This window comes from Ancylothrix sp. D3o, from assembly GCF_025370775.1.
Taxonomy (GTDB): Bacteria; Cyanobacteriota; Cyanobacteriia; order Cyanobacteriales; family Oscillatoriaceae; genus Ancylothrix.
The window spans coordinates 217178-239409 of the sequence record NZ_JAMXEX010000004.1 but is presented as its reverse complement, the minus strand read 5'-3'; the positions used below and the strand labels follow the sequence as shown (position 1 = coordinate 239409).

Here is a 22232-nt window from a genome sequence, read left to right as displayed (position 1 = left end):
AATCTCAACAAATGTTTACAACGGCTGTTCGGCTTCGCCGGGCCGTAGGCGATATCAGCGCACCAGCACCCACACCAGCACTATCGGGGAGTGCCACCCGCCCTTAGATTTTTGAGGCGCTTTTTACGCTTGGTGTCATATAAAGAGCCACTTGCAGACTACCATAAACCGATGCCACCCTACATATTGGGTTTAGAGGGTCTTTCTGGGGTCAATTGTCAGGTAAAATTGAGCGTCGGTTCAGTTTTAGCGAAAAAAGCAAAGCTTACAGTTTGGCAACCCCACAAAGGTGAGTTTTTAATTTTTTTCAATGGAAGCTGAAAGCCTGATTGTGGTTAAATCCTTTCAGGATTCTCTTTCCCCTCTAGGAAAAGTGTATCAAGGGATACAAAAAAATGGTGGCCTTAATCCCTACCATTGTCCAGATTCCCAAATAGAGGCAGCTACAACCATTTAAGGAGTTATTCATGTTTCAGACGGCCCAAGAAGTCTTGCAATACATAAAAGAGCAAGACATTAAAATCATTGACCTTAAATTTATCGATATGCCGGGTATTTGGCAGCACTGTTCGTTTTATCACGATTTTATTGACGAGAGTGCGTTCACTGAGGGTGTAGCATTTGACGGTTCGAGTATTCGTGGTTGGAAAGCCATCAATGAGTCGGACATGGCAATGGTACCCGATCCGACGACTGCATGGATTGACCCGTTCATGTCAGAGAAAACTCTAAGCATGATTTGCAGTATCAAAGAACCGCGTACTGGCGAATGGTATAGCCGCGACCCCCGAACGATTGCTCAAAAAGCAGTAGATTATCTGATTTCTACCGGCCTTGGCGATACGGTATTTGTTGGCCCGGAAGCTGAGTTTTTCTTGTTTGACGATGTTCGCTTTGACCAAAAGGAAAATCAAGGCTTTTATTACCTTGATAGTATTGAAGGTCGCTGGAATTCTGGCCGGGAAGAAGCCGGCGGAAACTTGGGTTACAAACCAGGCTACAAACAAGGTTATTTCCCAGTCGCACCAACGGATACAGCCCAAGATATCCGTACTGAAATGCTGCTGACTATGGCTGCTTGTGGTATTCCCATTGAAAAACATCACCACGAAGTTGCAACCGGCGGTCAGCATGAGTTGGGTTTCCGCTTCGATACGCTGCTCAAAGCTGCTGATTATTTGATGACTTACAAATATGTCATCAAAAACGTGGCTAAGAAATATGGCAAAACGGTGACGTTTATGCCGAAACCGTTGTTTAACGATAACGGTTCTGGGATGCACACTCACCAGTCGATCTGGAAAGATGGTCAACCGTTGTTTGCTGGCGATGGCTATGCCGGTCTGAGCAAAATGGCGTTGAACTATATCGGTGGTTTGATTAAACACGCACCGGCTTTGTTGGCTCTGACGAACCCCACTACGAACTCTTATAAGCGGTTGGTGCCAGGGTTTGAGGCGCCGGTGAACTTGGCTTATTCTCAAGGTAATCGCTCGGCTTCTATTCGGATTCCGCTTTCTGGCAATAACCCGAAAGCGAAGCGTTTAGAGTTCCGTTGTCCTGATGCGACTTGTAACCCGTATTTGGCGTTTGCGGCGATGCTTTGTGCCGGTATTGATGGCATCAAAAATGAAATTGATCCGGGCGAACCACTGGATGTGGATATTTATGATCTCTCGCCTGAAGAGTTGGCGAAGGTTCCTTCTACCCCTGGCTCTCTGGATGCTGCTTTGGCGGCTTTGGAAAAAGACCATGAGTTTTTGACTGCCGGTGGTGTGTTTACGGAAGATTTCCTCAAAAATTGGATCGAGTACAAACTTGATAACGAAGTTAACCCGATGCGGTTGCGTCCGCACCCCTACGAGTTTTCTCTCTACTACGATTGCTAAATCTTGTTAAGTGCGTGCGATGACTCTGCTTGCCACCCGCCGGGGTGGTTTTTTTTTGATAAATTTTTCTTTTGGTGGAAAAAATAACTCTAAGGCGAAAGCCAGAAAAAGACGCTGTGGAAATCGAATCTGATAATATGCCGGATTTGAAGGGTTTGCTAAATTCCTCCAACATTATTTAGAGGTAAAATATTTTTGGCAGCTTGGTTTTAAAGTCAGCCGGCGGACTGTAAGAAGAATTTGGATAGGCTTAATCCACCGGCAAGAGAACATCGAGAAACCAGCCAGTAAGTAGAAGCACTTAATTATTTGTAGGATGGGTAGAGCGTAAGCAAAACCCATCAAAGCCTCTGTTGGGTTTCGTTCCTCTACCCAACCTACAATACATCCTTAGTTTAATTAAGTTGACTTACTTAACTCAGTGGCAAAAATTTAATTAACGTTAAAACTGAAAGGCCAAACTGCGATAAACAGCAAAACAAGCTCTACTTTTAGCAGAAAGCAGTCACGTCCGCCTGGTTAGTTTTTGCTGGTAATGATGGTGAGGTACGGGCATTCCCTCTTTTGGTTGAATAAATTTTCGTTACAATTATTTACAATTAGTAATTATTGATCTGCTCAAGCAACAGCACCTCATGTCTGACACTCTGACAAAACTGGCTTACCAAACATTTCAGCAAGGCAAAAGCGTCTTTGCGCTTGCCCATAAAAACCTGGGTTCGCAGTTAATGAAAACCATTGCACCGGCTGCTCAACCCCAACTCAATCGTGTGCCAACGCAAGTTTTACTCAGTATTCAGCAACGCCTGAACAACATTTTAGAAGTTGACTGGCAAGATGCGGAACGAGGAATTTATCCCGCCGCGATATTGTTTGATAATCCTTGGGAAGATTTCCTAAAATTTTACCCGCAAGTTTGGCTAGATATGACGAGTATTTGGAATCGAATAATCGATAAAAAATATCAACACTTTTCGCCAGGAATTGTCACCGAAGAATATCCCAGCTACTACACCCAAAACTTCCACCATCAAACCGATGGTTATTTGAGTGATTCCTCAGCAAACCTCTATGATTTGCAGGTGGAACTCCTCTTTAATGGTGGGGCGGATGCCATGCGCCGGCGCATTCTTGCCCCTTTAAAAGAAGGAATAGAAAAGGCTTTTCCTGAAGTTTCTCCCCGCCAAATTCGGGTTTTAGATGTAGCTTGCGGAACAGGACGCACACTGAGATTTATTCGCGGAACATTGCCCCACTCTTCCTTATTTGGAGTTGATCTTTCTCCGGCTTATTTACGCAAAGCCAATCAATTGTTATCACAAATACCCGGAGAATTACCGCAACTTTTACAAGCTAACGCCGAATCTTTGCCCTATCGAGATAACTATTTTCATGCAGTAACCAGCGTTTTCCTATTCCATGAATTGCCGGCATCTGCACGCCAACAAGTAATTAACGAATGCTTCCGAGTAACGCAACCCGGAGGTACATTTGTAATCTGCGATTCAATTCAAGTTGTTGATGCCCCAGAATTTAAACCGCTCATGGAAAACTTTCCTGAAATGTTCCATGAACCTTATTACCGGCACTACATCACTGATGATTTAATCGAGCGATTGGAAAAAGCCGGCTTCCAAAACATTAGCACCCAGGTTCATTTTATGAGCAAATATCTCATCGCCCATAAACCTTTATAACAAATAAATCAGGGTTCATTGTTCCAACAAAACACCCCCAGCAAAAGTTATAAATTGATCGGTGGAGTAGGCATTGCCGCTGCTATACATCAGTGGGGCCGGCATCCCTGCCGCTATACATCTGCGGTTAAAAATAAAAAAATTGCAACTTTTGCCAAAAGTTGAGAACAATGAACCCTGAAGCATTTTAAGATTTGTAAAAGCTGAAAAACACAAAACCGGCAACAAATGCTACTGTGAGACTATACCCACCTAAAACAGAGGAATAAACATGACAAACTCGCCAACAGTTTCTACCGAAATACCTTCTACAGAAGATATGATCACAAATGAGTTAATTGAAGATGCCGTTTCAGTTAATCTGGTCTTAGAGATTGAAACCGTGATTGGTAGCATGGCCCTTGACCAAAAAGTGATGGTAGGCCACAGCGAGGAAGCATATTTCTGGAAGTTTCAGTATGGATCAGTGGAAGTATTTGTGCAACTCACCGGCTTTGATGACGAAGATACATTAACCGTTTGGTCTGTTGTATTACCCTTGCCGGCCAAAAATGAACAGGATTTATTTCGCAAGATTTTAGAAATGAATTGGTCGGCAACTTTTGAAGCAAGATTTGGCATTTTAGAAGACAATATAATAGTGGTATCAAGCCGAACAATTGCCGATCTGTCGCCCCAGGAAATTTCGCGGATCATCACCATTGTCGCCACAATTGCCGATGAGAATGATGATGCCTGGCAGGCAGAATATGGAATGAATAATGGGTAAAAAATGATGCCTAGTAGGGAATGCCGGCGGTGGCGTTTAATTCCTTTTTTGGAAGAGTCGGGAAAAATTCAGATGGCAATAGATGCCTGGTTACTAGAACAATATCGCCTGGGTTTATGCGGTCCGGTGTTACGCTTTTATTCTTGGTCGCCACCGGCAATTTCTCTCGGTTATCATCAACACAAATGGCCGAATTTTTGGGAAAATTTGACATGGCAAGGCGGCAAATTGCAGTTAGTACGCCGGCCTACAGGCGGACGAGCAGTTTTGCATCAAGGCGATTTAACCTATGCAGTAATAACATCAAATTTAGGGGTAAAGCGCTTAGAAAGTTATGAATTTATTTGCCGGTTTTTAATAGAAGGTTGGCGAAAATTGGGGATTGAATTAAGTTATGGTATGGCGGGGCGGGGATATATTCATAATCCCAATTGTTTCGGAACGGCGACGAGTGCAGATTTGGTTTTAGCGGATGGCAGTAAATTAATTGGTAGCGCCCAATTACGGCGAGATGGGGCAATTTTGCAACACGGTTCTATACGTTTAAAACCTGATGTCGAGTTATTTGCTCAAGTTTTTGGAGAAGCAGAAAAGGCAAATTTAGATATAAATTTTGATACCAAAGATGTGATGGATGCTTTAATTCAAGCGGCGGCGGAGTGTTTTGGCGGCGAGTTTGTCGTCGAAAATTTAAGCGATGAAGAATGGCAAGTTATTTTAGAAACCTCTTCCAAATATAGCGTTAACCTTTCTGGCTATGACCATGCTGAAGAAAATAACGCAGCAAGTATTAAAAAGCAGCAATATTTGCCATAAAAACCACCAATTTAAGAAAGGTTAAGCCTTGAATTAACTCGAAAATTTCCGGGGAAATACTAACTCCCACCAATCCTAACACTAGAAGTCTGGCCCAGGTTTTTTCATACCATAATCCAATTGCCTCAATGGCTGTTACGATAGAATAAACTGCCGCCACTGCGCCACTAAATGCTAGGGTTTTTGGTGGGAGACTGGTTAGTTTATCAATCAGCCACTCAATAATGGCTAGTTTGCCTCCGATAACGTAGGATTCGGAAAAAGCCAGCAAATTCTCTAAATTTTGGAAAGATAAAAGTAAAATAATCGCTGTAATTCCCAGCAAAAAAGCTACAAAAGCCTTATAAATTACAATAGCGACTAAACCAGCCGGTCGTTTATTTTCCAAACCAAATATTACGCTAAAGTAATTTTTTGGTCAAAATTACATTGTTTTCCATCCTGCTTTGTAAATTTGACCAGTTTTGATTGCAGCATCCCTTGTCAATTATCTACTGAGTTTCTAACACTTCTGCCGCTGCTTTTGCCATCGCTGTAAGCTGCAAAGATTGAGGATACCGACCCTCTTGTTTAATCTGCTTAATTTCCGCATCAGAAATTGCCAAATTAAGCTTTTTTCCCACCGTGCGTACAATATCCCCCCGATCAATCACCCCAGCAACCGCACCGGCCGGTGATAAAACCGTAATTTGTTTTAATTGATGCGTTTCTAATTGATTAATCACTTCCACCAGAGGCGTTTTTTCGTTAACCGAGATAATTTCTGTTAAGGGGGAAACAATACTTAGCAAAGTGTGAGTTTCCCATAAACTGCGCTCCCTAAAATGAATTTGTTCCATGTTTACCATGCCGCGATATCGACCTTCTGAGGCGGCATAAAAAATCTGATTTAAGTTCTGAGGCTCAAAAAGCAAATATTTGTCTGTAAATTCTCGTAAAGTTAAATTGGCATCAACTACTCGAAAATCACAGTTGATAGTATCCCCGGCAGTTAGTTTTAATAAGGTTTCTTGTAAATCTGTTTGCCGTTCATAAAGTGTTGCATTTCCTACACTAAACCAACCTAATAACGCAATCCATAAACCGGCAATTCCATTTCTTCCTGCCAACAACAGCGCCGAAATGCCCAACGTCATAGCCGTAAAGCCCAACAGTTTACCAGCTTTGGCAGCCCAGTGAACTCCTACAAAACGATTGCCGGTGATTTGCCATACCGCCGCTTTAACAATTTGGCCGCCATCTAAAGGCAAACCCGGTATTAAATTAAATAACGCTAAAACTAAGTTAATTCGAGCCAGATCCACCGCCACAACGGTAACAGGATTTGATTCGGGCAAAAACTGCACAGCTAATGCCAATAAAGCAAAAATAATAAAACTCACCGCCGGCCCAGCAATTGCCACCTCAAAAGCTTCTTTTGCTGTTTTCGATTCGCGCTCAATTGAAGCAATTCCGCCAAATAAAAATAGCCTAATTGAATTTACTTTAATTCCCTGCGATTGAGCAACTAAACTATGCCCCAATTCGTGAATTAATACCGAGGCAAAAAGTAACAACGCCATCAAAAAACCAGCGCACCAAGTAACAGCCGATGACCACTCTGGGTGAACATTCTCCCAATTAGCATGATTCGCCAACGTTAACAGGGCCAAAATGATCAACCAAGAGGTATCTATATAAAGAGGAATTCCGCATAAATAGCCAATTCGCCAACCTGACTGCATGACATTACCCTTATTTATCGTAAATGTTTATCTAAACAATCGCTTTATCCTTATTCTAATAACTTTCCCAGATTCCCATCGGCCCCTACTCATCTATCGGTAGATGTAACCTCAGCCTTTTCTTTTGTTTGCGTTGGTTGAAGCTAGACGAGTTCTTGTCAGTAAACCTAAATGTTGTAATAAAACTTAAAATAAATTTCTATCTTCAGAAATATTTTTGTATTTTTAACCGGCCCAGCTTGTTAACAAAAATTAAAGTATTATTTTTGATATTGGGGAGGGGAAGACAGATTTCTCCCAATCCCCTATTACCTGATCAGCAGATGGAAATTTCCTTAAAGGACGCCGGCATTACCCAATCCCAAAATCACCCCAGCCCCCAGCAAGTGACCGAAGCTCATGGTAGCCAGCAATTCTGGCCAGCCAAAGCCGCTGAACAGTCCGGGTACAGACAGCGGTAATTTTGGCCCTGCGCCCCGTTTTTGAATAGCAGGACGTCCGATAGCAATGGCAAACAAATTGCAAAGAACCATCACCAAACCCACGCTAGGCGACCAAGACACGGTAGAAGGAAGAGCAGCCAGTAAGAATTGGTAAATCACGTTGTTAACTCCTGCCTTGATAAACAAGCAAAAAAACTTTGATGTTCTTTGTACAATAAACCTTTACTCAATAGACATCTTTTGTTTCAATAGTTAACAATAGTTTCTTTTTTCGATACAAATCTACAAACTTAACGAGGACTTAATCGCGTTGCTGAGGATAAAAATTTGCGGCATTACCAAACCAGAGCAGGGCTGTGCTATTGTCCAGATGGGCGCAACGGCTTTAGGTTTTATTTGCGTACCTGCTTCCAAGCGCTACATTTCCCCCCAACAAATTAAAGAAATCTCATCTCAACCATCGCTGCTGACCATTGACCGGATCGGAGTTTTTGCTAATACCACAATTGAAGAAATTTGTCAAGTTTCTCAGCAAACAAACCTCACCGGGATTCAATTACACGGAGACGAAAGCCCGGAATTTTGCCGCTCTCTGCGAGAATTATTACCCAATGTTGAAATCATCAAAGCCTTGCGAGTAAGTTCAGCAGAAGCCCTAAAGCAGGCAGATCATTACTTTAATGATGTCGATAGCCTGCTGTTGGATGCCTATGACCCACAAATGCTAGGAGGCACCGGCAAAACCCTAGACTGGCAAAACCTCAAAGAATTTTCACCCTCAAAGCCTTGGTTTTTGGCCGGTGGTTTAACTCCCGATAACGTCGAAGTCGCCCTCAAGCAAATAAACCCCAGCGGTATAGACCTCTCTAGCGGGGTAGAGACGGCGCCGGGGGATAAAGACTTAACAAAAGTCGCCAAGTTGTTTGAAAAATTGAAAAAGTCAGCGGTAAGTTTTTGAGCAATTACCGCCTCAAAAGCCAAACTTAAAAGAATGCCGGTTGATGGCGGATCAAATTGAGGTATTCTTCGCGGGTTTTTTGATCCTCTTGAAACACACCCAACATCGCACTGGTGACAGTCCAAGATCCGGGTTTTTGGACACCGCGCATCACCATACACATATGGGTTGCTTCCATCACCACAGCCACGCCTTTGGGTTCTAAAATGGTTTGCACGGCTTCGGCTATTTGACGAGTGAGGCGTTCTTGTACCTGCAACCGGCGCGAATACATTTCGGCAATACGGGCTAATTTGCTCAACCCAACCACTTTTTGATTAGGAATATAAGCAATGTGGGCCCGTCCCATAAACGGCAGCATATGGTGTTCGCAAAGGCTGAAAAAAGTAATATCGCGCACCAGTACCATTTCGTTATGACCTTCATCAAAAATGGCACCGTTGACGAGTTTTTCGAGAGACTGGGAATAACCGCTGGTTAGAAAACGCATGGCCTCAGCAACGCGCTTGGGGGTTTTCAGCAGTCCTTCGCGGTCGGGGTCTTCGCCTAACCCTACCAACATTGCTCGGACATTATCGGCAATATTAGCGATGTCTTCGTCGGTGGGGGGGTGGAGGTTGGGTTTCTGGCCCCCCTTGGCGGTATTGCGGTCTGGACGGGTTGGCAGGTTGGCGACTGCCTCGGCCATTTCTTCGGCGTTGTTGTTAGCGTTCAGGAGATTGGGAAGGGTCGAACCGTTGGAGGATGCAATAGTCATGTGCAATCTTAGTTATAGTTGGGCTTGATCTTGACAAAGCGGGCAATCTCTGATAAATGATTTAGGAGTCAGTTAAGAGCGTTTCAAGACGCGCTACTGACTATCGATCATCTATAAAGCGCCGCCACTCGGCATGAGGGTAAGTTCTTCAACCGTCGCGGCTTGTGGCAACATAGCCGTGTATAAAATTGACTGCGCCACCATATCGGGGGTCAGCATTTTAGAGCGGTCAAAGTCTGCTTGCATGGTTGGGGTATCCCAGATCGGGGTGTTGACAGCACCCGGAGAAACAACGGTTACGCGAATGCCATTACCACGTTCCTCAGATGCCAGGGTTTTTGAGAGGGCAACCAAGGCGGCTTTGCTGACGTTGTAGGCACACCACCCCGGAAAATGTTGGTAAGCTGCAATCGAGGCGATGTTAATGATTGTCCCTGATTGCATTTGCCGCATGGCAGGCAAAACTCCTTGGATGCACTGAAAGACACTGGTGAGGTTGAGATCCATCACTTGCTGCCAGTCAGAAAGGGGAGTTTCTAGTGTGGTGCCGGTGTAGCCGATGCCGGCATTGTTGACCAAAATATCGATAAATCCTTCTTGAGCGACAATCGCAGAAATGCCATCTCGCACTGACTCAAGCTTGGCTAAGTCTAGGGGATAAACCGCTGCTTTTACTCCGGCTTGCTGGGCCGCTTGGGCGACTTGCTCTAATTTTTCAGGTGAACGACTCACCAGGGCAAGATTAATTCCAGCTTTGGCAAAGGCTAGGGCTGTTGCTTGTCCTATCCCACTGCTTGCGCCGGTGATTAGGGCGCGTCGTTGATTGGGAAAATTCATCAAATAGAATGTGTGAGGGGCCAAAACCCAGCCAGTCTAAGACTGGAACTTGGCTTTTATGAAAAAGTATTACAATTCGTAACTTAGCAAATTATACCACTCAGGATTGATGACATCACAGAAAGTTTTTGTTTTGTCAACTACTCGGTAGACGGTTTTTTTGGGGTAGCTGGGATCGATTCAGGCAAAGAATGGTATTAATTCTTTGATGATTCTAGCATCTTATTTTATACTTGCATGGGTATGTCTGGATGTCCGGTGGGGGGAGTGGCTCAAGCCGACTCCAAAAACATCCCGATGCGGCGAAATTTTTGATAGCGAAGTTCTCGCCTTTGTTGGGGGGAGAGTTGGCTGAGTTCGTCTAAGTTCTGCACAAGGGCGTCTTTGAGAATTTCTGCGGCTTTGAGAGGATCAGAATGGGCACCTCCCACCGGCTCTGGTAACAAACAGTCAAGAATTCCCAAATTTTTTAAATCCCAGGATGTGATTTTGAGCGCTTCAGCGGCGAGTTCAGCTTTTGCGGCATCTTTCCATAAAATAGCCGCGCAGGCTTCGGGAGTGGCTACGGTATAAACAGCGTGTTCAAACATTAGCAGCCGGTCGCCGACACCAATACCCAGCGCCCCACCGGAGCCGCCTTCACCAATAACGGTACATAAAATCGGCACATCTAAACTGAACATTTCCCGTAAATTATAGGCGATGGCTTCACCTTGGCCTAAATGTTCGGCTTCGATACCGGCCCAGGCACCGGGGGTGTCAATAAAAGTGATAATTGGCATACTGAACCGGTTGGCGTGTTCCATTAACCGCATTGCTTTGCGGTAACCGCCTGGGGCAGCCATGCCAAAATTTCTGGCGACGTTATCTTTGGTATCGCGGCCTTTTTGATGGCCCAACATTACCACCGGCCGGCCAGCCAAACGAGCGATTCCGCCTACTAAGGCTGGATCATCGGAACCGCCACGATCACCATGTAATTCTATCCATTCATCGCTGATGGCTTGAATATAATCAAGCGTGCTAGGCCGGCGGGGGTGGCGAGCGACTTGCAGGCGCTGCATGGGGGAAAGATTACTAAAAATTTCGCCACGCAGTTGAGTCGAGCGCAGTTCCAGCAAGCGTATTTGTTCGGAAACGTCCACGCCGTTTTCGTCTGCCAGTTGGCGGATCTGGTCGATGCGTGTTTCGAGTTCCGCTAGGGGCTTTTCAAAATCTAATAGAAATATTCGGCGGGATTGAGTGGCCACGATAGCAATCTGGATAGCATGGACAAGATTCTTAAGAGATCGTACCTTGTTGTGGATGTTTTAGAAAATCAGGTTAAGAAAAAAATAGATTGTTGCCCAACTAGAGCGATGGGTAGGAAAATTAGATTTAATCAAGAGTTTAGCTTGCTGGTTTTGCCTGCGATCAGAAAATTTTTTTCCTTGGGCCGGTCGCCCGCTACTTCCGGGTCAGTTTGGGGCCGGTCAAAGCTGAACGATTAAGTCGAGACAGAAAACAATTTAAAAAAACTATGATCAAAAATCCCAAGAGCACTGGCAATGCTGAGATTTTCGAGAGTTTAAAACGTTCGACAACTGATTTAGTTTTAGAACCGGCTGAGGCGTTGATGGCGATTTCAATTTTGGCGACGACGGCGGATGGAAATTTATCTGAGGAGGAAAAATGGACGCTTTATGCCAATCATATCCGCATTTTTAAGTCTCATTCTGGTGAGGAATTTCAAGCTTTGTTAAATAAGGTTTTGCAATTAATTCAGCAGTATAGTTCAGCGGCGGTTTTTGCGGCGGCTAAGGTGGCTTTGACATCTCAATTAAGACAATCTGCCTTTGCTATGGCTGCGGATCTTGTTTTATCGGATGGGGTTTTGGTGGCCGAAGAAAAAGAGTTTTTGTTGCAACTTTGGCACGCTTTGGATATTCCCGATGAAATAGGAGAGAAAATTTTAAATGTGATGATTATCAAAAATTGTCATTAGGTTTTGTGGGGCGTGTTTGTTTTCTCTTATTTCGAGCAGCCTTCAAAAATTTCTGGTGGGTAGAGGGTTTTGCTGGAGGCGATTACTTTGGATAAATCAATAAAAAAGAGTTCTCTTAAATTTTTAGGGTGCTCCGGGCCTTCGGCCCGGAGTTTGGTTTGGAATTGTTGGGTAAAACAAGCTAGGAAGAGAAGGACAATAAGGGGCGGAAGCCGTGTTTGACGGACATTTGGCCGATTAATTCCATTTTTTCGACGGTGATTTGATTGCGTCCCCAAGAAAAATTGGTGTACAGTTTTTCAAATTCGAGTAACATGGATTCGGCAAAACAGGCGAATAGCTGACGGGCCGGTGCGTCCATGTTGACGATAGACATGATTTTCCATTCAATATCGAGGGAGTGCTCAACAATACCGCCGTTGAGGACGTAAACCCCCGGATGTTGGAGTTTGGTTGCCATGTTTTTTGGGTAGCCGCCATCGATCAGTAAACAGGGTTGTTTTAATTTGCTCGCGTCTATTTCTACACCTTTGGGCATACTGGCAACCCAGACGACGATATCGGCTTGGGGGAGGGCTTCTTCTAAGGAGAGGATTTTGCCCCGACCGAGTTCTTCTTGTAAAGCCAGCAGGCGTTCTCCGTCGCGGGCTATGAGCAACATTTCGGCAACGTCGGTGCACTTGTCGAGCCAGCGGCACACAGCAGAACCGATATCGCCGGTGGCGCCGCAAATGGCAACAGTGGCTTTGCTAAGCTCTATGCCGAGTTTTTGGGAGGCTTGTTCTACTTGCCGGCAAATGATATAGGCGGTATGGGTGTTGCCGGTGGTAAAGCGTTCAAATTCCAGTTTGATATTGCGGATCTGCTGGAATTGTTGTTCGAGTTTGAAGTTTTCAAAGATAATTGAGGAAAATCCTCCTAGGGCGGTGATTTTGAGGCCGCTTTTTTGGGCATGGGCCATTGCATTGAGGATTTTTCGCGTGGCTGCTTTGATGCGTCGGGTGGCTAGCATTTCGGGCAGAAAGCACGATTCGACATACCGGCCTTGGATTTTTTGGCCGGTGATGCTGGTAACTGTGATTTCGTCTACGATTTGCGGTGGAGCAGAACACCAGAAATCTAAGCCTTGATCGGCATATTCTGGGTAGCCAAGTTCTTTTGCCACAGCCTGGGCGTGTTCCAAACTCGTTAAATGACCGATTAGACCAAACATGAACTGGTTTTACTTAGCCGGTGAAATCCGGTGGCAAAAAAGGTAAATAATCGTTAAGTATATTGGTTTGAATCCCTATTCGGGATTATTTCGGAGATTTCTTTTGCTTTTGCTTCCTAGAGCTTCTGTTCGGCTTTCTGGTCAGCAGCAGATTTTTTTGAGGTTTGTCGCTTTCTATGGGCATAACATACTAAGTTTCCCTATCGATAGGGGCCGGTTGTTCCGCACCCCTATTGACTGATTGAGTGTTTGATTTTTGCTGATTAATCTGGGCATAAACGCGGGCTTTTCGGCCCGCCCCACAAAAACCAAGGATTTTTGTTGTTTTGCTAATTGCTTATCACACGCCACTGATCACAGTTTAAGCTGCTGCTAATCCGTGAGCAGACAGACGCATGAGTTCACGGGGGGTAAAGCCAATATTCCCCAGTGCTTCGCCATAGGAAATCATAAAGTCCTCTACGAGGGCTTCTTTTTCCATACCTAGTATGTGTGCATCTTTTTCTACTTCGTTAAGCATCCGCCAGACGAGGGGGAGGTTTTTACGATTGGCTTCTTCGAGTTGAGCTTTGGACTCTTCAAAGTGTTCTTTGAGCCATTTTTCGCCGAAGTTTAGGTGCATATACTCGTCTTTGAGGACTCCTTCGGTGATTTTACGGGCGAAGTCATCAGCTACGGGAATGTAAATGTTGTAGGCGGCGATGGCGAAGCATTCAATGATTAGGGCTTGAATGAGTAAGCAGGTGACGATGTTGCCGGTGGCGGCTGCTTCTTGGAAGTTTTTGTGCAGATCGGCAAAAAATTGCCGGGCAAATTCCATGTCTGGGGTCACTTCCAGGTTTCGCCCACAGGCTTGGAAGCCTTTTTTGTGCCGGTTCTCCATTTTGGATAAGCTGATTAACTCGTCTTTATGATCCGGCAGCAGTTCAGCGAGTCTGATGTAGTTTTCGTTGGCCTCTTGTTCGCCTTCAATGACGATGGCGTTGATCCGGCTGTAGGCATCTTTATAAATTTCGCTTTGAAAGTCAATGGCTGGGCTGGCTTCAAGCTGCGGCATAGGGTTCTTTACTCCTCATCACTACGACAAGCGCGGTTATCAGTTTGGTTAGGTTACGCGGATTTATTCGTTTGAGTTAACGAAATGTGAATTAGCTTATAGTTTACTTTACAGAGTTTCAACAAAGCTTTACTTGCCTCAAAGTGGCCAGCGTCTCCAAAGTGGCCTTGATCCGACTTGTCCTTTAACAAAGTTTAACATGAAAATCTGTATTCTAGGATACTAAATGTTGGGAGATTTGGGGGCTTTTTGTGGCGGTGAGGGGGTTGAGATTTCAATGTCTTATCGTTTAAATAAGTTTATTAAATAATTGTCAATGGCTGAAAATCGGCTGGAAACTCAAGTATCCAAGTTTCAACCCCAGAATCGTTTATCAGCGGGCGTTCGATCTGTTGTACCTGGGCTTGACTGGTTTTTAAATTCCGCGAGTTTATTTGTATTGATACTTGGTGCTTTAATTGTGCTATTGCCGCTGGGGGTGGTTTTTTTAACCTCACTTTCTCCCACCGGCACGATAAGTCTCTGGCCTTCGCAGTGGACGCTGGCCAATTATCAGGAGGCTTGGCGGCGAGGGAATTTTTTATTAGCGTTTGCAAATTCAACTTTTGTGGCGTTAATGGTGACTTTGTTTCAGGTGGTAACTTCGGCGCTGGCGGGGTATGCTTTGGCGCGGTTAAAGTTTGGGGGGAAAAATGCAATTTTGTTGCTGGTTTTGGCGACTTTGGTGATTCCGTTTCAGTTGTTGGTGATTCCTATTTTTTTGGTGTTGAAATGGGGTCATTTAATTAATACTTATGCGGCGTTGATTTTGCCGACGGCGGCTAATGGTTTTGGGATTTTTTTGATGCGGCAGTTTTTCCAAACTGTGCCGGTGGAATTAGAGGAGGCGGCTGCTTTGGATGGGGCGACAAGGTGGCAAATTTTATGGCGGGTGATGCTGCCTTTGTCTAGGCCGGCGGTGGTGACGTTGTTTTTGTTTACGTTTATTGGGGAGTGGAATGATTTGTTTAAGCCTCTGATTTTTACGACTAAGCCGGCTTTAAAAACTGTGCAGTTGGCGTTGGCAGATTTTCAGGAACAGTTTACTAATAGTTGGGGATTATTGATGGCGGCGGTGGTGGTGGCGACGGTGCCGGTGGTGTTGTTGTTTTTGGCCGGTTCTCGTCAGTTTATCCGGGGAATTGCTACGACAGGGATTAAGAATTGAGGGGGGTAAGATGATTGCTCACTCTGAATTACCGGCTTCTATTTCCAAAGCTTTGAGAAGTATGGCTAACGCCACGCTGCGCTAACAGAAACAGTCATGCCTAAACCACCGGCCAGACTTACAAAAACACTTAGGGAGAAATCTCTCACACCGCGTTCGATTCCAGAAATATATGTGCGAGAAAAATTCCCCCTCACCGGCTATGGAGAGGGGGCACAGAGGGAAATTAACAACCGGCCCCATCTGGCAAATAAGCACGGGGGATGCGGCTTAAGGCCCACCAAGTGCGCGGCCCAACAATGCCGTCTTGAATAAGATTAAAACTGTGCTGTAAATTTCGGACGGCTGCTTCTGTCACCGGCCCAAAAACTCCGTCTATTTGTCCATAATAAAAACCGGCTTCTTTAAGGACATCTTGTATCGTGCGGACGGCGTTGCCGGTGGAACCCAAACGCAACACCGGCACATTCACCGGCGCACCCGTTTCCAAAGCTTTCCAAGTCAGCGACCCAACAATCCCATCATCTGCTAAAAACACTGCAAACTGAAAACGCTTAACCGCTGCTTCTACAAACCGATCAAATTTTCCGTTAATTTCGCCGCGATAAGTTCCCCAGTGAGCAAGCAAAGTTTGCAATTCTATAACGGCGGCGCCGGTGGAATGCAGTTGCAGTTGGGGTTTATTGGTAACGAGAGTAAAAGGTTTAACTTCACTGTGTGAAAGCATGATTGGTATTCCTTGTAAATTGGTAGTAAGTGTCAGTTCGTTATCTACTTACCAATGTACAGGGGGTGAGACCCCTCACCGTCCCCAGATAGAATTATCTAACCGGCTCAATATTGCGATGCCATTAGGATCATCCGATGGGATGAGGTGGCTGCAAGATAGTCGTGCATAATATCAGGCTTCGAGAAAAAGAAAAGGTAGAGCCTCGTGAGTTGGTTCCCAGGCACCTCCCTGGGAACGAGTGTTAACGAGTGTTAAGAAGCATCAAGCAAAGAGTATTGAGCAAACCAGCGAGTAACAAATTCTGGGCCCGACTCAATAGCTGCTTCAGGAGAGGGAAAAATTTGTGAGTCTGTGCAGATGCCAAAAGTGGGGCTGTGGGCTTCTAAAACCCAACCGCCCGGATGTTGCACCGGCACCAAAAGCCAGTTCATATAAGGCACTCCACGAGGAGCAATCAACCACCCTTTATTTTCTTGAAAAAAGCTACAGCGTAAAAGCTGAGCATTGAGGGTGTGGTCATGGGTTAAAACAACCTCTTCACGGATCATAAATATCTGCGAGCCTCTAATAGTTGACGGGATGCACCGAAAATTGAAGGCTCTTTTTTTCTGGCTGGCACGCAATTTGATTTATAGCTTTTTAGTGAATGGACAGAAACTAAGTACAGCGTACTGTGCGTTGGGGACTGCACTCTCGAACTGGTTTGTTTTGCAACATTCCAATTTTTAATTACCAACCCCTTCTCTGCAATCCCTGTGTGTAATTTTTTTGGACTTGCCAAAGGATAGATTCACCTTTTTAAGCTACTTTTCAGGAATAATTTATCCCTTAAAAAGATTATTCCCAAAAAATAGCCGGCTTCAACAAACAAAGTTTTGGACGTCGGTAGGTAAGGGCTAAATGTTTGCAAAAACTTTGCTGAATTTCAGGACAATTTCTGCTTTAAAAACTTTTACTCCTCCGTAAGAACACGGAGACGGATCGTGCGTTTGTCACCATCACCGAGTGGAACTTCTATCACTTCTCCTGCAAGTCGATCTAAACAGGTAATTAATAAACGTAAATGGGGCGTCGAAGCGCCGGTATCGACATAAAGCCGGTCGGTAAGACTTGACACTTTCTTCCAAGTAGTGTATAGCTTGGCAACTGTTTGTTCTAAAAGAGCGGATTGTTTGACGAGATCGGCGGCGGTGTTGAGACAGCCATTGCGGAGGGCTTCATCGAGGGCCATTTCCATGTCAACCGAGGACTGGTTAATGGCGGAGACGAGGGCGGCGGCGTGGAGATATTTGGAGAGGTTGCGGGCGTCGGAGGTGAGTTGGCGGACGGTGGAGATGTCGGGGTTTTCGGTAGCTTCTTGCTGAATGGCTTTGAGGTGGGTTTCGGGTAGTTTTTCCATTTCTCGCACAAGGGGGGCGAGAAATTTGGGGGGAACCGAACCAGAGGCGGCTTTTTCTTTAATTTCTTCGGGGAGGAGGTCGGAACTCATGGCTGTCCATTCGTCGGTGAGTTGACGGACTTCGCGCCTGGTAATGCGGTCGCCGGTTTTTGCAGCTTCGGCGATCAGTTGTTGAACTTGGGGGGCTGATTTTGCGGTTTCGACGAAGGCGCGTTTGCTGAAGTGGTTAATTGAGGCGGGGTCAAGTTTGCCTTCGGAAAGGAGGGTGTCGGCGCTGTTGGCGAGTTCGATGAGAGAGTAGGCTTGACTTTTGCTGATTTCGCGTTCTTTTAGCCAATTGAGGAAGCCGGTGCCGCGTCCGTCTCCGCCGCGTTTTTCGCGGTCACGAATGGCGCGAAGGATGCGTCCGCGCCAAATGTCGGTTTGCAGGTCGAAGTGGTCGCAAACTCGCCAGGCGTTGTCGAGTTGTTGCTCAAATTCGTGTTCGGGAATTTCCTCGTTTTCTGGATCGGGGATTTCAAAGTTCATGTCGCTGAGACCTTTGAGGGCAGCGGCTAGATCGTCGGGTGACTCGAAGGATTGAACCATTGGACATTTGGGCGATCTGTGAAGAGGTTATTGATCGCGTTTGCAGTTTATTATCTCACGAGGGGGTAGAGACGGGGGGTTGATTATTTTTGGAGGTTTTAACCGCAGATGAACGCAGATGAACGCAGATGGGGGGTTTTGTTGGGTGGGAGGGGGTGCCAAGTGGGATTTTTTGCTGCTTGATGCCTGTAATGCAGGCGGGACGCCTGCGCCACTAATATATGGGGGATTTTTAGGTGCCGGTGATCAGTCGAAATAGGGAGGTGATGAGGAATATGCTAAAACTGGCAACTAAAATGATGACGAGGATTAAACCGGCCAGGAGGAAAAAGACAAACCAGGGATTTGCTTTTTTGCTGGTGGAGGGGAGTTGGAGGTGGGTTTCGAGGAGTTCTAGGTTTCTGATGTTTGCTTTCCAGGCTACATCTACGACGTCGCCAACGACGGGAACTGTGCCGGCGATGACTTCAAAAAGGACGTTTGACACCATTTTCGTAAGAGTTTCTTGGGGGAGTCCAAGTTTGGCGGCGTTGTAGATGATGTAAACGGAGAGAAGGCCACCGGCTATGTCGCCACCGGCGGGTAATAGTCCTAATATGGGGTCAATTCCTATGCGGTAGCGAGTACCGGGGATGGGAATGGCGTTATCGAGTAGGTGGGAGAGTTGGCGCAGGCGTTGGACGGTTTTGGTGTGGGTGAGGGGCGGGGTTTTGGTCATTGGGGGGGTTTTGGATTTTTGTTTTTTATTCAAGCATTTTTGGAATTTTTTTGAATATGTCGAAGGATAGAAGCCGGTGGCTAGAGAATGTTTTGCGGAATTGGGTATGGTTTGTGGGGTAGTTAAGGCAATCTTGGGGGGAACTGTTGGCTGTTTAGGGCTGATTTTTTTGTTTTCTCCTTTTATTGTTGATTGTTGAGAGATTGAAAGATGCTACAAGATTTTTCTCTTCAAAATTTACAAGGCCGGAATTTTAAGGGCCAAGATTTATCGGGATGTAATTTTGCCGGTGCGGATATTCGAGGGGCCAATTTTACGGGGGCTGTTTTAAAAGGGGCTAATTTTAGCAACATTCTGGCTGGGGTTCAGCCAAGTAAAGGTGTTTTATTACGGCTTTTGTCTTGTTTTCTTTCGGTATTAGCCGGAGCATACTCGGTTTTTAGTGGGGTGGCTATAAATCCTAATTTTACAACTTTAAGTGGGATTTATCAAGGGGTAATATTGCTTTTTTTGTTTGGCATTTTTGGTGGTTTTACTTTTTATAAAAATCTTGAGTGGGGGGTTTTAAGTTTGGCGGTTTTGTCTTCGCTGGTTGGTGCGATGGGGACTGCGACTTGGAATGAGAATTTGGGTTTGATTTGGGCTTTTTCTAGTATGGTTGTTTGGGTTTGGTTACGAATTTTGGCGGGTGTATTTGCTTTGGCTTGTGGGGGTGAAGGCGGAGGTGCTGCGGCGGGATTTTTAGCTTGGCTTTTTGGCTTTTTTGCGATGATTTATGGTCTTTGGATCATGGGAATAAGTGATTTTCTTTTTTTAATTTGGGGGCTGATAATTTATTTGGTGGTGGGAGTTTTTTCGGGGTATGGGTGCCGACGGGCTATCCGGGGAGATTTGCGGTTTAATTTGGTTCTTAAGTTGGGGGTTATTTTGGCGAGTACGGTGGGGACTTGTTTTCGTCGGGCTGATTTAACTGATGCTAATTTTTCTAAGGCTGTGCTGGATAATGTTGATTTTCGGCAGGCAATTTTGACTCGTACTTATTTGCGGGAAAGTTCTTTTATCTTCCGCGCCAGGCTGGAGGGTACTATTTTGGAAAATGATTTGATTCGAGATTTATTGGTAACGGGTAATGGCAGAAATAAGTGCTATTCTGGCTTAAGTTTAAAGGGGGCTAATTTGGCGGGGGCGAATTTAGAAAACGCGGATTTACAAGAGGTTAATTTGAATGAAGCAACACTGAAAAAGGCTTGTTTAAATGGGTCTAATCTTAGAGGTACTCAGTTACTTGGGGTAAATTTATCTGAAGCAAAGTTAACTGCTGCTGTTTTGGCTGATTTGAATGTTAATTATTTAACAAATGTTGATGGGGTTATCTGCGATTATTTTTATTTTCAGGCAGATCAGTTAGAACGTTTGCCGAAAAGTGGGGAGTTTTTGCCTGGAGAGTTTGATTGTGCGTTTGAGGAGGTTTGTTTGGGCAAAAAATCGCTTTTTAATACGAAAGAGGTTGAAGTTAAAAATAAATAAATAAAATTGATCTTTTCTTTCTTAGGTATGAGAGATTGTGGGAAAATTGTAAAAATTATCAATCTGGAGGTAGATAACAAGGATAGGGTAAAAGTTGTTATGGTTTCTACTGTGATTAATGGTGAAACAAGTTGAGGTAAAATAATGGTGGATGCAGCCTACAAAGCTGAACGTACTGTGTCAGCAATTTTTAAGGATCAACAAGAAATAGATGGGGCTATTCGCCGTTTGTTGGATCGCGGTATTCGTCAAGATCATATCTCGGTAATGGGGAAAAATTTTCAGTCTAAAACTCGTATTGCGGGTTTTATTACTAAGCGAGATTTGATTTTGGGTGGGTTGCGAAATGGGGCTATTTTTGGCTCTTTGTTTGGTTCTTTTTTAAGTCTTTTAACCGGCGTTGGGGTGTTGTTTATTCCTTTTGTGGGGCCGGTGGTTGCGGCGGGGCCGCTGGGTGCTGTATTGTTAGGTGCAGCTAGTGGTGCTCTGGCTGGTAGTGCTGGTGCTGGTTTGGTTTCTGCGCTTGCTGCTTTGGGTATGCCGGAGGAGAAGGCGGCGGTTTATCAAACTCGTGTTGAAGCTGGCGAGTTTTTGGTGATGGCTGAGGTGCCGGCTAATAAGTCTGGTGAAATTCAGCTATTATTGGAAAGTGCCGGTGGTGAAGAAATTTCTGTGCATGATATGACTTTGCCTCGTGCTTGTGATGGCCGGTGTGATAGTGTGAATGAGTTGGCGCCAGAAGTTCGTTCTCATTTGTCGGATGCAGCGCAAAAAGTTTTTATGGAGCGCTACAATGCTGTGTACGATGAAAGCCAGAATGGTTTGGATGCTGAACACGCTGCTTGGGATAGTGTACGAGAGCAGTTTGATGAGGATGAAAATGGTGTTTGGTCTAAACAAAAGGTGAGTGTTTAATTAAGGTTTCTTCCTAAAGTCAAAAACCCGGTTTCTTAAAGAAATCGGGTTTTTAAAAACTTAAATTTCCGGGCTTTTGCTTAGGTTGTACTTGAATTTGCTTGCAACCACTCACTCAACTGGGAAAAGTTTGTTAGTTCTAATATAGTTTCTCCTAAACTGTTGAGTTTTTCAAGAGTTAGGGAGTTTATTTGATCTTGAATGTCTGCCGGCACTTCTCCCAAACGCCGGTTAAGTAGTCGTAAAATTAATGTAGTTTGTCCTTCCCTTAACCCTTGTTCTCTTCCTTCTCGCAAACCTAAACGCAGCACTCCTTTTTGATCTTCTAAAAACATTACTCGCTTTTCTAATTCTTCCATCTCTTCTCGGCTTAAATTCACTTCATTGGCAATTCTTAAGGCTTTTTCCAATGCCGGCACTTCTGCCATTTTATCCGGTACAGTCTCTAAGCTTGGTGCTGTTTTTATAAAAAATATCCACTTATCTGCTAAAGTTTCCAATTCTTCTAAAGTTTTGGTAAATTTTGGCAATTCCACAAAGACTAATTCAAGATGGTTGTCTTTGTAATCAAAGAGTTTTTGCTTTTCTTTAAAAACAAATCTTGAGCAAATTTCATCGGTCTCTTCAAACATGATAAAGTCGGTAATGGTTAAGGCTATCACCGGCTTTAATTTAAAATAGCCTTCTCCTGATTTCAGTTGCGTTGCGTAGGTTTTTGCTGCATTGTACAAAACTCGTTTATCAAATGCTTCTACATTCAATACCTGCATTTCAATTATGACTATTGTTTCATCTTGTAGTCTGGCTTTGACATCTAAATACGAGTCTTTTAAACCGATGTTTCTTCCTGCACTATAGGGGTCGATTATTTCTAAGTCTTCGATGGTTGGTTCTCCTTCATACAGCAAGGCGTTTAAGAAACTAATTAAGATGTCTTTGCTGTCTTCTGAGGCGAAGATTTTTTTAAAGGCAAAGTCTGTTTTGGGGCTGATAAATCTCATAGT

The 22232-nt window shown here is 44.7% G+C and carries 22 protein-coding genes; 9 read left to right on the top strand and 13 right to left on the bottom strand.

Annotated features, from left to right (window positions below; genetic code table 11):
* Nucleotides 1–467: 467 nt before the first annotated feature.
* From glnA to NG798_RS10320, 4 genes are all read left to right on the top strand, one after another.
* Nucleotides 468–1889 carry a type I glutamate--ammonia ligase gene (gene glnA / locus NG798_RS10335; RefSeq protein ID WP_261222431.1) on the top strand — a complete coding sequence of 474 codons (1422 nt, stop codon included), beginning with the start codon at nucleotides 468–470 and terminating at the stop codon, nucleotides 1887–1889.
* A gap of 635 nt (nucleotides 1890–2524) precedes the next feature.
* Nucleotides 2525–3586, top strand: coding sequence for a class I SAM-dependent methyltransferase (locus tag NG798_RS10330; RefSeq protein ID WP_261222430.1), 1062 nt, complete (start codon nucleotides 2525–2527; stop codon nucleotides 3584–3586).
* A 271-nt stretch (nucleotides 3587–3857) separates the two neighbouring features.
* Nucleotides 3858–4355 (top strand): YbjN domain-containing protein, encoded by a 498-nt coding sequence (locus tag NG798_RS10325; RefSeq protein WP_261222429.1) that lies wholly within the window; start codon nucleotides 3858–3860, stop codon nucleotides 4353–4355.
* A 6-nt stretch (nucleotides 4356–4361) separates the two neighbouring features.
* Complete coding sequence (locus tag NG798_RS10320; protein WP_261222623.1) at nucleotides 4362–5171, top strand: biotin/lipoate A/B protein ligase family protein; 810 nt, start codon at nucleotides 4362–4364, stop codon at nucleotides 5169–5171.
* Here NG798_RS10320 and NG798_RS10315 read toward each other — a convergent pair.
* The 3 genes from NG798_RS10315 to psaK form a co-directional block, all read right to left on the bottom strand.
* Nucleotides 5146–5559: a DUF2127 domain-containing protein gene (locus tag NG798_RS10315; protein WP_261222428.1), complete on the bottom strand. Its 414-nt coding sequence runs from the start codon at nucleotides 5557–5559 to the stop codon at nucleotides 5146–5148. The genes NG798_RS10320 and NG798_RS10315 overlap by 26 nt on opposite strands.
* Before the next feature lie 103 nt (nucleotides 5560–5662).
* Nucleotides 5663–6895 carry a site-2 protease family protein gene (locus tag NG798_RS10310; RefSeq protein ID WP_261222427.1) on the bottom strand — a complete coding sequence of 411 codons (1233 nt, stop codon included), beginning with the start codon at nucleotides 6893–6895 and terminating at the stop codon, nucleotides 5663–5665.
* A gap of 335 nt (nucleotides 6896–7230) precedes the next feature.
* Nucleotides 7231–7497, bottom strand: coding sequence for a photosystem I reaction center subunit PsaK (gene psaK / locus NG798_RS10305; protein ID WP_261222426.1), 267 nt, complete (start codon nucleotides 7495–7497; stop codon nucleotides 7231–7233).
* Nucleotides 7498–7651: 154 nt separating this feature from the next.
* Here psaK and NG798_RS10300 point away from each other — a divergent pair, with 154 nt between their 5' ends.
* Nucleotides 7652–8296: a phosphoribosylanthranilate isomerase gene (locus NG798_RS10300; RefSeq protein ID WP_261222622.1), complete on the top strand. Its 645-nt coding sequence runs from the start codon at nucleotides 7652–7654 to the stop codon at nucleotides 8294–8296.
* Between the two features lie 25 nt (nucleotides 8297–8321).
* On the opposite strand, the gene folE is transcribed toward NG798_RS10300, so the two are convergent.
* From folE to accA, 3 genes are all read right to left on the bottom strand, one after another.
* Nucleotides 8322–9053 (bottom strand): GTP cyclohydrolase I FolE, encoded by a 732-nt coding sequence (gene folE / locus NG798_RS10295; RefSeq protein WP_261222425.1) that lies wholly within the window; start codon nucleotides 9051–9053, stop codon nucleotides 8322–8324.
* Nucleotides 9054–9164: 111 nt separating this feature from the next.
* A complete protein-coding gene (locus NG798_RS10290) occupies nucleotides 9165–9890 on the bottom strand; it encodes an SDR family oxidoreductase (RefSeq protein WP_261222424.1) in 726 nt (241 codons plus the stop codon).
* 272 nt (nucleotides 9891–10162) lie between these two features.
* A complete protein-coding gene (gene accA, locus NG798_RS10285) occupies nucleotides 10163–11140 on the bottom strand; it encodes an acetyl-CoA carboxylase carboxyl transferase subunit alpha (RefSeq protein ID WP_261222423.1) in 978 nt (325 codons plus the stop codon).
* A gap of 269 nt (nucleotides 11141–11409) precedes the next feature.
* Here accA and NG798_RS10280 point away from each other — a divergent pair, with 269 nt between their 5' ends.
* Entirely contained in the window at nucleotides 11410–11874 is a 465-nt protein-coding gene (locus tag NG798_RS10280; RefSeq protein ID WP_261222422.1) for a tellurite resistance TerB family protein, read from the top strand.
* Between the two features lie 181 nt (nucleotides 11875–12055).
* Here the strand turns inward: NG798_RS10280 and NG798_RS10275 are convergent, their stop codons facing one another.
* Together NG798_RS10275 and NG798_RS10270 are read right to left on the bottom strand one after the other, a co-directional pair.
* Nucleotides 12056–13087 carry a long-chain acyl-[acyl-carrier-protein] reductase gene (locus tag NG798_RS10275; protein WP_261222421.1) on the bottom strand — a complete coding sequence of 344 codons (1032 nt, stop codon included), beginning with the start codon at nucleotides 13085–13087 and terminating at the stop codon, nucleotides 12056–12058.
* Between the two features lie 361 nt (nucleotides 13088–13448).
* Nucleotides 13449–14144, bottom strand: coding sequence for an aldehyde oxygenase (deformylating) (locus tag NG798_RS10270; protein ID WP_261222420.1), 696 nt, complete (start codon nucleotides 14142–14144; stop codon nucleotides 13449–13451).
* Nucleotides 14145–14460: 316 nt separating this feature from the next.
* On the opposite strand from NG798_RS10270, the gene NG798_RS10265 reads away from it, so the two are divergent.
* A complete protein-coding gene (locus NG798_RS10265) occupies nucleotides 14461–15351 on the top strand; it encodes a carbohydrate ABC transporter permease (RefSeq protein WP_261222419.1) in 891 nt (296 codons plus the stop codon).
* 226 nt (nucleotides 15352–15577) lie between these two features.
* Here the strand turns inward: NG798_RS10265 and NG798_RS10260 are convergent, their stop codons facing one another.
* The 4 genes from NG798_RS10260 to NG798_RS10245 form a co-directional block, all read right to left on the bottom strand.
* A complete protein-coding gene (locus tag NG798_RS10260; protein ID WP_261222418.1) occupies nucleotides 15578–16078 on the bottom strand; it encodes a peptidoglycan-binding protein in 501 nt (166 codons plus the stop codon).
* Nucleotides 16079–16332: 254 nt separating this feature from the next.
* A complete protein-coding gene (locus NG798_RS10255; RefSeq protein WP_261222417.1) occupies nucleotides 16333–16629 on the bottom strand; it encodes a hypothetical protein in 297 nt (98 codons plus the stop codon).
* A gap of 404 nt (nucleotides 16630–17033) precedes the next feature.
* Entirely contained in the window at nucleotides 17034–18068 is a 1035-nt protein-coding gene (locus tag NG798_RS10250; RefSeq protein ID WP_261222416.1) for a hypothetical protein, read from the bottom strand.
* Between the two features lie 232 nt (nucleotides 18069–18300).
* Nucleotides 18301–18786: a DUF4112 domain-containing protein gene (locus tag NG798_RS10245; RefSeq protein ID WP_261222415.1), complete on the bottom strand. Its 486-nt coding sequence runs from the start codon at nucleotides 18784–18786 to the stop codon at nucleotides 18301–18303.
* Nucleotides 18787–18996: 210 nt separating this feature from the next.
* On the opposite strand from NG798_RS10245, the gene NG798_RS10240 reads away from it, so the two are divergent.
* On the top strand, nucleotides 18997–20313 hold the full coding sequence (locus tag NG798_RS10240) for a pentapeptide repeat-containing protein (RefSeq protein ID WP_261222414.1): 1317 nt from the start codon (nucleotides 18997–18999) through the stop codon (nucleotides 20311–20313).
* A 144-nt stretch (nucleotides 20314–20457) separates the two neighbouring features.
* Nucleotides 20458–21228 (top strand): ChaB family protein, encoded by a 771-nt coding sequence (locus NG798_RS10235; RefSeq protein ID WP_261222413.1) that lies wholly within the window; start codon nucleotides 20458–20460, stop codon nucleotides 21226–21228.
* A gap of 80 nt (nucleotides 21229–21308) precedes the next feature.
* Here the strand turns inward: NG798_RS10235 and NG798_RS10230 are convergent, their stop codons facing one another.
* Nucleotides 21309–22229: an Rpn family recombination-promoting nuclease/putative transposase gene (locus tag NG798_RS10230; RefSeq protein ID WP_261222412.1), complete on the bottom strand. Its 921-nt coding sequence runs from the start codon at nucleotides 22227–22229 to the stop codon at nucleotides 21309–21311.
* Nucleotides 22230–22232: the final 3 nt, after the last annotated feature.

Excerpts from the sequence above, each read along its gene's own strand:
- glnA (WP_261222431.1), top strand. The coding sequence starts at position 468 with ATGTTTCAGACGGCCCAAGAAGTCTTGCAATACATAAAAGAGCAAGAC.
- NG798_RS10330 (WP_261222430.1), top strand. The coding sequence starts at position 2,525 with ATGTCTGACACTCTGACAAAACTGGCTTACCAAACATTTCAGCAAGGC.
- NG798_RS10325 (WP_261222429.1), top strand. The coding sequence starts at position 3,858 with ATGACAAACTCGCCAACAGTTTCTACCGAAATACCTTCTACAGAAGAT.
- NG798_RS10320 (WP_261222623.1), top strand. The coding sequence starts at position 4,362 with ATGCCTAGTAGGGAATGCCGGCGGTGGCGTTTAATTCCTTTTTTGGAA.
- NG798_RS10310 (WP_261222427.1), bottom strand. The coding sequence starts at position 6,895 with ATGCAGTCAGGTTGGCGAATTGGCTATTTATGCGGAATTCCTCTTTAT.
- folE (WP_261222425.1), bottom strand. The coding sequence starts at position 9,053 with ATGACTATTGCATCCTCCAACGGTTCGACCCTTCCCAATCTCCTGAAC.
- NG798_RS10290 (WP_261222424.1), bottom strand. The coding sequence starts at position 9,890 with ATGAATTTTCCCAATCAACGACGCGCCCTAATCACCGGCGCAAGCAGT.
- NG798_RS10280 (WP_261222422.1), top strand. The coding sequence starts at position 11,410 with ATGATCAAAAATCCCAAGAGCACTGGCAATGCTGAGATTTTCGAGAGT.
- NG798_RS10275 (WP_261222421.1), bottom strand. The coding sequence starts at position 13,087 with ATGTTTGGTCTAATCGGTCATTTAACGAGTTTGGAACACGCCCAGGCT.
- NG798_RS10270 (WP_261222420.1), bottom strand. The coding sequence starts at position 14,144 with ATGCCGCAGCTTGAAGCCAGCCCAGCCATTGACTTTCAAAGCGAAATT.
- NG798_RS10265 (WP_261222419.1), top strand. The coding sequence starts at position 14,461 with ATGGCTGAAAATCGGCTGGAAACTCAAGTATCCAAGTTTCAACCCCAG.
- NG798_RS10260 (WP_261222418.1), bottom strand. The coding sequence starts at position 16,078 with ATGCTTTCACACAGTGAAGTTAAACCTTTTACTCTCGTTACCAATAAA.
- NG798_RS10255 (WP_261222417.1), bottom strand. The coding sequence starts at position 16,629 with ATGATCCGTGAAGAGGTTGTTTTAACCCATGACCACACCCTCAATGCT.
- NG798_RS10250 (WP_261222416.1), bottom strand. The coding sequence starts at position 18,068 with ATGGTTCAATCCTTCGAGTCACCCGACGATCTAGCCGCTGCCCTCAAA.
- NG798_RS10245 (WP_261222415.1), bottom strand. The coding sequence starts at position 18,786 with ATGACCAAAACCCCGCCCCTCACCCACACCAAAACCGTCCAACGCCTG.
- NG798_RS10240 (WP_261222414.1), top strand. The coding sequence starts at position 18,997 with ATGCTACAAGATTTTTCTCTTCAAAATTTACAAGGCCGGAATTTTAAG.
- NG798_RS10235 (WP_261222413.1), top strand. The coding sequence starts at position 20,458 with ATGGTGGATGCAGCCTACAAAGCTGAACGTACTGTGTCAGCAATTTTT.
- NG798_RS10230 (WP_261222412.1), bottom strand. The coding sequence starts at position 22,229 with ATGAGATTTATCAGCCCCAAAACAGACTTTGCCTTTAAAAAAATCTTC.